7 protein-coding genes are annotated in these 12,496 nt (G+C 44.1%); all 7 read right to left on the reverse strand.

The features are described from left to right. Positions 1 to 342: 342 nt before the first annotated feature. Positions 343 to 4,281, reverse strand: a complete 3,939-nt coding sequence (locus ASL11_RS23405) for an OmpL47-type beta-barrel domain-containing protein (protein WP_082595744.1) — start codon at positions 4,279 to 4,281, stop codon at positions 343 to 345. A gap of 234 nt (positions 4,282 to 4,515) precedes the next feature. After that, a complete protein-coding gene (locus tag ASL11_RS23410) occupies positions 4,516 to 5,739 on the reverse strand; it encodes a hypothetical protein (RefSeq protein WP_056620382.1) in 1,224 nt (407 codons plus the stop codon). Between the two features lie 62 nt (positions 5,740 to 5,801). Further along, on the reverse strand, positions 5,802 to 6,677 hold the full coding sequence (locus ASL11_RS23415) for a carbohydrate ABC transporter permease (protein WP_056620383.1): 876 nt from the start codon (positions 6,675 to 6,677) through the stop codon (positions 5,802 to 5,804). A 14-nt stretch (positions 6,678 to 6,691) separates the two neighbouring features. After that, complete coding sequence (locus tag ASL11_RS23420) at positions 6,692 to 7,606, reverse strand: ABC transporter permease (RefSeq protein ID WP_056620385.1); 915 nt, start codon at positions 7,604 to 7,606, stop codon at positions 6,692 to 6,694. 193 nt (positions 7,607 to 7,799) lie between these two features. After that, on the reverse strand, positions 7,800 to 9,317 hold the full coding sequence (locus ASL11_RS23425) for an extracellular solute-binding protein (protein ID WP_235550562.1): 1,518 nt from the start codon (positions 9,315 to 9,317) through the stop codon (positions 7,800 to 7,802). Between the two features lie 200 nt (positions 9,318 to 9,517). Beyond that, positions 9,518 to 11,791, reverse strand: coding sequence for an AraC family transcriptional regulator (locus ASL11_RS23430; RefSeq protein ID WP_056620386.1), 2,274 nt, complete (start codon positions 11,789 to 11,791; stop codon positions 9,518 to 9,520). 134 nt (positions 11,792 to 11,925) lie between these two features. Continuing rightward, the gene (locus ASL11_RS23435; RefSeq protein ID WP_056620388.1) at positions 11,926 to 12,234 is read right to left on the reverse strand and encodes a hypothetical protein; all 309 of its coding nucleotides are present in this window, start codon (positions 12,232 to 12,234) and stop codon (positions 11,926 to 11,928) included. Positions 12,235 to 12,496: the final 262 nt, after the last annotated feature.

Here is a 12,496-nt window from a genome sequence, read left to right on the forward strand (position 1 = left end):
TCCTCCTTATGATGTTTAATAATTAAAGCGCTTTCTTCAAAACATCATAGCATGCAGCCTCTACCCGCGTGGGTGTAAAATATTGACGACATACTCGTATCTATGTGACTTGTTTTATGAAGAAAACGGGTTGTGGTGCAAAGCTCTAAATTAATGGAAGCAATATGAATCGGCGATCATTTTACTAACTGTGAGATAGTATTTGATTCAGTGGAAGTATTTATATAGAGCCGTTGATTCTATGGGGAAACCATGCTGGCATCAGCTCCATTATTGTAAAAGTTCAACGATAAATGGCCCCCACAATTAGAGTGAGAGCCATTGTTTATCAGATCATCCTTGTCATTGGTTCTTCGGAACGGTTACCGTCAATATTACTGTTTTCTCGTTTCCTGCATAATCCGTAGCGACGTAAGTAATGGTGTATACCCGTCCTCCTCCGCTTCCGGATCGCTCAGCCCTCAAATCAAACATATAATCCGGTGTGTCAAAGTCTGCATTTTGAATATCCTGGGAGGTGTCTCCGTCACCAAGACCATCATCCGGTTCGTTGGAGGTGATGGATTTTAAAACAATGGACTGAATGCCGGAAATCGGGTCTATTGTGCCGTAAGTGCCTGCCGTTACGGTCACAATTTTATGATTAGCCAGCCACAGCTCGTTCTTATTCTGATTCATTTGTATTTCCGGTGCTGTTTTATCTACTTTCACGAATACACTTTTTAGCTCTTCCGTGTTTCCTGCATTATCCTTGCTTTGATACTCTATCGTATTCGTTCCTTCAGCGGAAACATCGATGGCGCCATCATAGATTAGCCATTGGCCGCCATTGATCCGATATAGAACTTTATGGATACCGGATAACGGATCCGACGCATTTAAGGTTAAATTCACATCCGAATGATACCATCCGTTGGCATTGGCCGGAGGTAATCCAACTGTAGTGACCGGAGCCGTCTTATCTATGTTGATAGACACGCTCTTCGGGGATTCGGGGTTTCCGGCCTTATCGACGCTCATATACTCCAGAACGGTATTACCCTCAGCGGAAACAGTAATTAGATTCGAATACGGTTGCCACTGCCCGTCATTATTCCGGTATTGCGTGTTTTCGACACCGGATTGATCGTCAGTTGCCTCCAGCGATACCATTACATCCGTATTCTTCCAGCCAGAAGGCGCATCATCTGTAGTAACCGGTGGAATCTCATCTTGCGCAGCTCCAGGCTGCTCATATACCTCAAATTCCCACAGTGAATAACCGTAACCGGTACCTCTTTTTATACCCAGCATCCTTACATACCTTGCGCTAGTTGCCGAAAAAGAGATATCGTCTATGCCTCCATTGCCTATATTGGTATTGTATACATCGGTCCAGTCTACAGCATTGTCCGACACCTGAATCTTATATTCTTTACCGTATGCTGTCTCCCAGTTAAGTCTAACCCTGCTTACAGTCTTCATTGAGCCGAGATCCGTATAGATCCACTCATTGTCGGTATAGTTCGATCCCCATCTCGTAGTTGTCCTCCCATCGACTGCATTCCCGGCAACTAAAGCAGCCGTTTTGGATGAGCTAGCCGTAACCGGTCTGTCCAAGGCGAGGTTAATCCCGTAAGCATGAACATTTTCCAACCCGGCATTGACGGTCTTCATGATATTTACCATATCTGTATAGGGCTGATCCTGTTGGTTTACTAAGCCTATATTGAAATTCTCACCGTCTTTACGCCATGTAACCGCTTGATCGAAGTACGAAAACCAGCCTGAGCCAATAAATAACGGATGTGAAGTTTCGCTTTCCACGAAAGACTTGTAGGCCATACCTCTATCCGCAATACTAGCCACACTTGTAGCCCCATTTACGGGTGACAACCCACGCTGGGTAGTACTAAATGTATATTCCAGATTCAATAATGGTTTTCCGAAAGCTTCATATCTGGAAATCCAACTTGGATCGTTCGTGTAATTGTCCACTGAAAATGCATCTACAAACTCCATTGCCGCCGAATCCCATTCCAGACTGGTCCGCCAGGTGGGAACTACAGACGAACCTAGGAACAGATGGTTTGTATCATGTCTTTTGATAATATTTTTGACCGTTGAGAAATAGGTTCTGGACGCTAGCTTGATATACTCCGATACATCCGCAGCAGGCACCTTGGTTATATTGATCGAAATATTCTTTAACTCGTCAAAAGATACCGCGCTCGTACCTAAAAGCTGATTGACGGCAGTAATATCATTGTTGTACCTTAGTGCAAGAAAATTCACGAAAGCGCTTTTAGCCGCAGACGACGAATTATATGTCAGTACATCTTTTACAATATCGGTTGTCCATCCGGCCTCATTATCGTAAGTATAACCGATTAGCCACGGGTCATTCTTCGCTTTATCAAGCTGAGGGGTCAATGCAGTCTCTATAATGGCTTCACTCTGCGGGTCAAAAACATCGTAAGTCCATTGAATCCTTTTTAAGTTGCCGGGGTCTTGCAGGACATTAATGTACGGAAAAGTTATATTTTGGGGTCTGGTCCACTTGCTGAAGGCATTAAAGCCCCAATCTATCAAACGTTTCTTTGTGATATCCTCCCATTTCGACTCATAGTTACTGCCGTATTTTTTCATAATATTGGCGACGACGAAGCTTACTCTTTCGCCATTAGAATCGTTTGCATAGGCAGGAGCATAAGCGACTGGATCGGGAAGTTCCTCAAACACCCCTCTTGGGGTACCGTCAGCTTTTTTAAGTGCCGTCCCGTATCCCCACTCCCATATACTTGTGGCATCCACGCCTTTTAGAATAAATTTATTCCCGTCCGGTGAAATAAACCACCATTTGTTATCGATTTGCTGAAGTCTGAAATAACCGCTGCTTGTATAACTTCCTCCACTTTTAATCCCGCCATACTGATCGAATTTTGCAAGATCAAGTGAAACATTTGACAGTGCATTCGCCTCATTCGTATATTCCTGCTGCATCTGCTCGTCGGATGTTACCTTTCCAGGCCAGGTTTCATAAACCCACTGCCCGTACTTGTCTGCCATTAAGCCGTCTTTTTTCAGTTCGAGAGCCATTTGCCCCGCAGTAAGCGCAGGTCCGGGATTCACGCCTTCCTGTCCAGTCCCTTTATAAATTTGAACTTCGGTGAGAGGGATATGCTGAAAGGCATGAGGACGCTTAATATCGATGACAATAAATCTGGCCGTCTTGTTCGACATCGGTATGTTGACTGAATAATTCCAGGTTGAGCTTGGGCTCGTTGAGACAATTCCAGGTGTTCTGATGTGTTTGTCAGCAATATAATAATAATCCGTTACAGCCTCAGGGCGGTATTTTACCGTAAACTCTTTAAATCCCCAAGCCGAATTGGGTGAATTCAGGACGACGTTTATACGGTCAAGCGGGTAGTCCTTCAGCAGGTCAAATACCACTTGTATAGTTCCTGGGGCAGTCGCGCTCCCCGTCCATCCTGCATATGTTGTCGTTAATCCGTCAAGCAGCACGCCATTGGTTGAGGATACGAGCCCGGTTGCTCCTTTGTCTGGACTATTGCCTCCATTCGGGGCAACGCTAAAGTAATAATTTCCGGTTTTAAGCAAATTTTCTGCCAATAAGCTGTCTTTGTTCAGTTCGAGGGCCATTTGCTCCGCAGTCAGCGCAGGTGCGGGATTCACGCCTTCCTGTCCGGTCCCTTTATAAATTTGAACTTCGGTGATAGGGATATGCTGAAAGTCATGAGGTCTCTTTATATCGATGATAATAAATCTGGCCGTCTTGTTCGACATCGGTATGTTGACCGCATAGTTCCAGGTTGAGCTTGGGCTCGTTGAGGTTATTCCTGGTGTTCTGGTGTGTTTGTCAGCGATATAGTAATACTCCGAAGCCTCCGGGCGGTATTTTACCGTAAACTCATTAAATCCCCAAAACGAATTGGGTGAGTTCAGCACAACGTTAATACTGTCCAACGGGTAATCCTTCAACAGGTCAAATACGACCTGTATGCTTCCTGGAGTACCAGTGCCGCTACCCATGAATCCGGCATACGTTGTGGTTGATCCGTCAAGCAGCACGCCATTGGCTGAAGATATCAATCCAGTTACTCCCTTGTCCGGAGAACTGCCCCCATTCGGTGCGACACTGTAGCTATAATTGCCGGTTTTAAGCAGAGTTCCTGCCCCATGAACACCTCCGGCAGGGATAAACGCTGCTGCCATGATGAGTGCCAAAAATACTGTCAAAACACGGGTTGGATACCATTTACGCCATTTCCCCATCATTTTTAACCTCCTCTTTCTTCCTTCAAGTTTTTAGGAATTCGCTTAAAAACGAAAAAACTTACTTCGAGAGCATCTGTTTAGTCTTCTTTATGAAAAATTGATTTTGATGCTGCATATCGACCACCTCCTCTCATTCTATCGAGAAATATAAGCGCTTACAATATATTGGGTTCAATCGGCACATCATCGATATCCTCGATTTCTTGCGCCGATTCAATACTTTACTCGTCTGTATTACTCCTCCATCTTCCGGCCTTCAGCGTCAAATTGCTTAACATACGCAACCAGCTCAGCGAAATTCACCCAAGAAATACCCACCTTTTGATCTGCAGCGCCATAAGACATAATCAGATCATCTCCTGCAATAATTCCACCTGTTGTAAACAAGCAGGGCGTAGGATAATCGCTCGGCATTTCCCAAGCCTGTTGAGCGTACATTAAACGCTTAGAGCATCGATGCGTCACAAACGGGAAGTCGTTATCCTGCTCGCGAACAATCAGGAAGGATTGTGTATACCCAAAGTGGATATCTTTCTTACCATGATAAGAAACGAGCCATTCGTTAGCTGAAATCTTGAGCGGCGCCCAGCTTGCTCCGATCCGGTTGTCCTCCCAGTGGAATTGGCTGGTTGCCAGCAGTCGGTGGGTTACCCGGTCCGTTGCGAAGTCCTCCAAATTCTCCGCTGCAGCGAGGTAGATCGATGGTTTCTTTACTTGAGATCCTTGCGGGAATAATGCAGGTTTCATCGGACGGTGGAGCATCACATATTGCATTTTCCCATCAATTCGCATCTTATCGGGGAACAGGAATACATCGCGGTTATCGCTTACATGGCCTTCCGTCAAAGGGCATACATAGACAAAAGCTTCTTCATAACGGCTTGCTTTCAGCCTATCCAAATCCAGCTTATACAGGACGGTTACGGTATTGTTGGTACGCGCTGCAATGCTGAATGCATCATCACCTTCTTGCACCCACTCCGGCACATAGTCGTTGCGTGTATCAACCGAAGGCTCCTGATCAATGAGCCAATACGGACCCGGCGGAAACATTCGGCATGCCACGGAAAGATACAGCTCCCCTTCCACTGGAAATATGCGCGGATCCTCGATGCAGCCGTTGGAATAATCGCGCACCCGATTACCGTGTATATCTGTAATGTAGATGTCTTCGAACCCCTCATTCAGAGCAGGAGCAAGTGCTGGCCTGGAAAAGTCGGCATCCCACGTCTTGCCTAGGTCGCCGCTTGCTGCGTACCCCAGAAAGATCGGATATGGGTCGTGCTTACCTTCCTTGCGCTTTTGAGACCATGGACCCGTAGCCCGAAAGAGCATATGCAGCTTATCAGAAGCCGGATCTTTTACAATAGCTGGGTTTAGCACCATTTTGCTTGCCCACTCACAACCAGGAACCGGTTCGAGTACCGGCTGCGGGGAATATCGGAAATGCGGCTTCATGAAAATGTTCCTCCTATTTTTGAGATAATGAAATCCACAGACTACAATGTAAGTGATCAAAACTATCCCTTGACCGCGCCAATCGTTAAGCCTTTGATGAAATAGCGCTGTAGGAATGGATACAAGAAGATGATCGGCCCGATCGTAATACATACCGCCGAAAGCTGAACACCTGACGCAGTAACCGCAATGTTAACATTCGCATTTAAATAATCCAGATTCTGCGCATTGGACACGATTCTTCTTAACATCATCTGCAGCGGATGATTCTCCGGATTATCAATAAACAACAGCGCATTAAACCAGTCATTCCAGTACGAAAGCGCATAGAACAGGGTGATGGTTGCAATGACAGGCATCGAGACCGGCCAAATAATCCGGAAGAAGATATACATCTCATGCGCCCCATCCATCGTCGCCGCCTCATTTAATTCAAACGGAAGCGTCCGGAAATAGGAGGTCATCAAGAATGCGTTGAAAACGGAGAACATATGCGGTAAGATCAACGCCAATAACGAGTCCCGCAAGTCCAGCCAGTTGGAGATGAGCAAATAATAGCCGACCAAACCGGGTGCAAACAGCAGCGTTAAATAAATATAAAAGGAAAGAAAATTCCGATATTTCACCTTCAGATGAGAGGTGACATAGGAAAACATGGAAGTCATGAGCACAGCCCCGACGGTACCGACCACAGTAACGAATATGGACACAAAGCCGCTTCTATACACTTGACTGCCTTTAAATAAGAAAAGATAGGAATCAAGCGTAAATTCCGTAGGGAAAATTTGGAATCCTTTAACAATCTGATGTTCCGCTGTGAACGACCCGATATACACAAGCCAGAAGGGAATAAGGCAAATTAGAGCAAAAAAACCTATGAATACATATGCCACGGCGGACACGGTCCATTGAGATGCATCTCGTTGTTTCACCATCATACTTAAGCTCCTCTCTAGAATAACTTTGAGTCATTATCAACTCGGCGGACAATCCAATTGAAGAAAAGAATGGTGATAAAACCCATGGCCGACTGGAATAATGCAATTGCCGCAGCATTGCTGTAGCTGTTCATATTCGAGAAATCCCTCAAGGATCGGTACGTATAAGTATCAATAACATCCGTAGCCTTGTAGAGCAGAGAATTGTCTCCTATAATTCCATAAATCAAGCCAAAATCACCGTAGAAGATCCGCCCCAAAGCGAGAAGCGTCAGTACGATAATGGTCGGCCGCAACAACGGCAAGGTAATGTGCCAGATCTGCTGCCAGCGCTTGGCACCGTCAATTCGCGCGCTTTCATAGTATTCCTCGGAGAAGCCGGTTATGGTCGCAAGATAAATGATCGAACCCCACCCTGCGCCTTTCCACACGAATATGATCGTCAGCAACATAGGCCAGACCGAAGGGGTCTGAAACCAATTAACCGGCTGAAAGCCAACGTCCTTTAGCAGCTGATTGATCATGCCGTCCTGCCCGTTAAAGAAATTAAGGACCATCAGGTTAACGACGATAATGGAAATAAAATGAGGCAAGATCACGAGTGACTGGGTCACCTTCTTGAAGAAAACATGTCTGATTTCATTCATGAGCAGGGCAATTAATAAAGAGCTCACTGTACCTGCAGTAATGAACAGAAGGTTCAAGAATACTGTGTTTAAAGTAACCGCCAACCAATCCGGACCCGTGAAAAAAAACATGAGATTGTCGAGTCCCACCCATCTGCTCCCCCAGATACCTTTAACAGGTATAAACTGCTTGAAGGCCAATACATGAGCTGACATCGGTAAATAAGAAAAAATAAAAACGTACACAATTACGGGAAGCGCCATAGCATACAGCCACTTGTTCTTCCTGAGTTCCAGCATCATAATGCTCACCTTTCCTTTCGTATGTGACTGTATCTTACTCATTCGTAGAGCTGGCGTATAGTCTTGCTTTTATCAATGAGTTTGAACTGTAACAGCCCATGGAGGTTTGAATTCTATCACACACGGAAGTCCGGAGTTTACTAATATTAAAAGCCGGCGGACCTTGGTCAAGGTCGCCGGCTCTTAGGGCAGTTTACTTCTTTTTACTGGCTAGGTACGCATCCAGCTGTTTTTGATACTCAACTTGGACTTTCTTAACATTAGCATAAGCCTTATCCTTAAACTTCGCTAAACCCTCTTTCGGTTCAATTAGACCCAATATAATCGGATCATACAACTCTTTACCCACATTGCTCAATTGTGCAATTTCATTGGATACCGGGCTTGGATCGAAAGTAAATCCGGCAAGAATATCTGTTGTAAAATTGTTAGGATCCCGCTGCCACTTGTTCAACTTGATAACATCTTCAGGCAAGCTGGCATCGATCCGGTCCAACTTGGAGTTCCAGCCCCACGCGAAAGGAATACCAGCATAAGTGCTTTCTTTGATGGGTTTGAAAAGGCCCTCGCCCGAATCTTCCCAGTTCTTACCCTTTATTCCGTAAGCAAGCAAGTCGTAATTATCCTTCTGGTTTAACCAATTGACGAATTGAATGGCGCGTTCTTTGTTTTTGCTGACTACTGGGACGGCAATGAAGTTTCCTGCTTTGAAAGTTGAGGCCATCTTCATACTTGGATCATACAAGCTGAATGCTTCTGCGGAAGCTCCTGGAACTGACTTTTCCAGAGAAGTTCTGGTGCTAAGAGCTACACCGAAATCATTGAAGGTTGATACAGCTGCTTTTCCTTTAGCAAATTCCGCATTTTTAAGAATGAGGGCATCTTTGGCAAGAATCATATCCTGGTAGAACTTGTGATTTTGTTCGAAATTTTTCATGATCATCGGGTCCATATTATCAAAGATATTATAGGCCTTTCCATCATTGCCTTTGGTATACAGCCCAGGATAATTCGAGATAGCGGCAAGATTGGCTTTCGGATCCAGCATACTTGCCATCTTCAAACCAGTATGTTCGGTGCCGTTAGGAATATACGGGGTGATATCCGGAGCCTTCTCTTTCACAGCATACATAAATTTGACCAGATCATCGTAGCTCTTGATCGGAGCAATGCCCAGCTTCTCCCGGATGTCCTTGCGTATAACAAACGTCCACGGACGAATGAAATTCACTTCAAGCGGTACCGCGTACAATTTACCGTTCACTTTGTTGGCTTCTAGCAGTTGCGCAGAGCGGTTGCTCTTAATCTCAGGTCCATACTTATCAATGAATGAGTCTAATGGTTCATAGAGCCCAGCTGCAATATTTTGATACGGATTATTGTCCCAAATCAGATCGTAATCTTCCGCGGAGGACAATGCGACTTGGCGTTTCTGAAGGACATCCGCCCATGGAATAAACACCACGTTCAGCTTCACATTAAGCGAACCGGCAAGACGATTCTCCATCTCTCCCTTCACTTCACTCCAATTGGCTGGCGGATCTCCCGGGAACATGATTTTCAATGTAACCGGATCTAATTTGGCCACCGTGGAAGCTGCTGGTTTGCCGGTTGGGGAAGTTGCCGCCTCCTTCGAACCGCAAGCGGCCAATGTTCCTGCCAGTATTAGCGATGTCACCATTAATAAGGTACTTTTACTTCTTAACTTCACTGTTTAACCCCTCCTGTTTTATGATCAACCGAGCAACGACATAACCATCGTACGCATTTTGGTTTCGTGTGTCCGGTGTGCTCGGTTCGTACTAGATCATACCCGGATTGCTCAGCTTCCGTACAGTCCGGTATCTATCAATCAGTATGAAATATTATAAAGGGGGGAGTATCAATTGCCCAACAATCAGAGTACGAATTTCAATGCTCTACATCATGTTTTCCCATACGGTATTGGTTCGGCGTCATCCCGGTCGCTCGCTTGAATGCCGCAAAGAAGGTGCTCTTAGTTTGAAATCCAGACTGTTCCGTTATATCTGCAACGGTCCAATCGGTCGTTGTAAGCAGCTTGATGACATGCTCGATCCGTTGGTCTGTAATATAATCGGATAATGAGCAATTAAACTGATCCTTGAATATTTGTCTGGCATAGTTCACAGACATGGATACATGTGCGGCAATGTCATCTACGGAAAGCATCGGATTGTGAAGATGATTGCGTACATATTCGATCATCTCCGCAGCGACCTCATCCTTTCGGCTCGAGGCATTCTTCTTCCGGTTCTGTTCTATGGTCTGCAGCATCACCTGGTACAGCCACGCTTTCACTTCACCTAAGGTGGCGAATTGTTCCAGAAAAGAATGAATACTCTTCATCCCTTGAAATGTTTTATAGTTTTTGAAGCTTTTCATGATGGAATAAATGATGTGAGTCAACTGCAGTTTGCATTCCTGATAGCTTAGTTCCTGCATATGCAAGGTGAGGTGATCCAAATAACCTTCAAGTGCTTTATCATTCTTAAGCTGAACAGATTGAATAACCTGTTTCAGCAATGCTTCATCGAGATCACTGTCTTTGCCTCGTTCATATCGCTCCAAATCATCAGAAGTAAACACCCTATCCTCATGATTAATGAATCCCATTAACGTCAGTTCGTAAAGCTGGTTATAGATAATTTGTAGATTCTCCTCAACATCAAGCACGGAACTGATAGCTGCATGCACTTCCAGCTTAAGCCATCGACTGATCTGAACCTTTACGTCATCCATCGCTCCTATTGCTAGTACCATTTCTTCCTCTGAAGTAGACAAAGAAATGAGCGCCACAATGTGATCAGAGCCGAAATCGACTGTTTCCGCAACAAACCCGTGATTCGAAAGAACTTCGACCATAATATTCCCTAATGCAAAGCGCAATAGTTTGCGCGAGGCAAAGTCAAACTGTTCTTCGAAGCGTCCGTACGATTCCAGACGAATGACCGCCATACGGAATGATCCCGTTTCGAGAATTTGCGTTTGGTTCCTAATAAACTCTTCAATTGGTTTGGATGACTTCGAATTAAGAATCCATTGACGCAAGAAATCATCCTTCACCAGAGCTTTGCTGCTTTTGATCGATGAATCCAATTGTTCAATCTTCTCAACAAGCGAATGGAAACCGGAATGAATCCATGCCATTTCATTGCCGGCATTTGATGCTTGTAGGATAGCATGTTCCTTGCCTAGTTTGCTTCGTATTTGAGAGGCCAAGTCGCTTAGAGGCTTTAAGCTGCGGTATGATTGCCAAAACAAATATAACAGCAAGGCTAACAGCAGAAAGATCGAAGAACCAATAATTTGGATACGAATCTTAGCAACCTTTGCTTGCCATAAGGAGATCGGTGCCATGTGATATATATTCCATCCTTCTACAGGAAACCGTTCTGACTGAATGGACCAGGTTTCATTGCCAAAATTCCATTTCCAGCCCTGGTCTACTGCCGATTTATCTATTTCCATTAGCGCTTGGGTTAACGCAGGGTCCGTATTCCCTAGGATGAACTCTTTATTTTTGCCTTCAATATAAATTTTATTGGGATCATCTGCTGAAATCTGCAGCATGTTCTCATTCAACAATGGTTTACTGAACAGAATTGCAATAAATCCCTGAAAGTTCTGATTAGGTCCGGCTGCTGGTACGACAAGTGCAAGAAACGATTCTCCTCCCACTTCATGGTTAACATACTGCAAATACGGCGTTTTTTGATTCTTAATGTAGTCCAACATCGTTTGGTCATAAAAATCCTTTGTCGTATAGATGCTCGATTCAGAAGTGTAGATTTGATCAATATTAAAGTTAATTAAATAAATGCCTCGAATGAAAGGCTCACTGCTCATAAATCCCCTTACACTTGTCGCTGCTTTATCCAATGTCAAAGGGGAATACTCGTCCTTCCCCATGTTTATCCAGAGCGCAATGCTTTGATCCGAATAGATTCTTAGCGCAAACTGGCGTAATTTTTGCAGGGTAAATTCCGAGGTTTTAACGATTTGATTAATTTTCACCTGATTGGACTTGTCCGTTTCATCCATCGCGCTTTTAGCGAACTGTTGGCTGAGGAACACGGTAAATACTAGGGTAAGTAAGCTCACTGCAATGCAGGAATACATAAATATGTTTAAATACATCTTCTTTGGCTTTATCCGGCTCCACATGGCATACCCTACCCTTCTTTCTCAATATATCACACGAAAACAATATGACAGGATTCCTGCTTTGTCCAGTATGAATCTTAACAAAGAAGTGTGAATTTTATTACATGAGCAGAGTCATCTTCGTTTAAATCATTCTACCAATTCCCCATCATTTTTTGCTGTTGGGAGACAAATATAAGTTTGAAATAATTATTAATGGTCTCTTCCATGCGTTTCCTAAGGACGAAGAAAGAATAGAATAACTTCTTCAACTTATTTGCTAATATGCCAACATTCACTACAGCTCGTTCTTTATCTAATTTATGAGGTCCCGATTTTTCAATTGCATTATCAATAGCATTTAAAAAATCAAACCAGTCTTGATCAGAAAAAACGTGACCTTTGTTTCTTAAAAAATCGGTTTGATCTACAAACTGATCACCACATGCACATTGGATCTTCATTAGAATTCCTCATTTCTAATATTAAGGAAATTGCGTTTAATGACCATTATTTGAACATAGTGATAATGTATTCGCAGGGCGTTTAAACAATCCTGCCCTTAGCTTAATGAAAATAGAGCAGCCGCTGATCGCAAACTGCTCCATGGTGCGTTCAACTAACGTTCTCCGTTAGTTTAGTGACCTGACTTTTATTTATACTACGGTATACCATACTAATTCATAGAGGCAATATCATATCGTATTTGGTCAACTTCATTGTTAG

This window comes from Paenibacillus sp. Soil750 (assembly GCF_001428045.1).
Taxonomy (GTDB): Bacteria; Bacillota; Bacilli; order Paenibacillales; family NBRC-103111; genus Paenibacillus_E; species Paenibacillus_E allorhizoplanae.

Bases quoted from the DNA above. Each gene is read 5' to 3' on its own strand.
- ASL11_RS23430 (WP_056620386.1), bottom strand. From the start codon at position 11,791: ATGTGGAGCCGGATAAAGCCAAAGAAGATGTATTTAAACATATTTATG.
- ASL11_RS23420 (WP_056620385.1), bottom strand. From the start codon at position 7,606: ATGATGCTGGAACTCAGGAAGAACAAGTGGCTGTATGCTATGGCGCTT.
- ASL11_RS23435 (WP_056620388.1), bottom strand. From the start codon at position 12,234: ATGAAGATCCAATGTGCATGTGGTGATCAGTTTGTAGATCAAACCGAT.
- ASL11_RS23415 (WP_056620383.1), bottom strand. From the start codon at position 6,677: ATGATGGTGAAACAACGAGATGCATCTCAATGGACCGTGTCCGCCGTG.
- ASL11_RS23410 (WP_056620382.1), bottom strand. From the start codon at position 5,739: ATGAAGCCGCATTTCCGATATTCCCCGCAGCCGGTACTCGAACCGGTT.
- ASL11_RS23405 (WP_082595744.1), bottom strand. From the start codon at position 4,281: ATGATGGGGAAATGGCGTAAATGGTATCCAACCCGTGTTTTGACAGTA.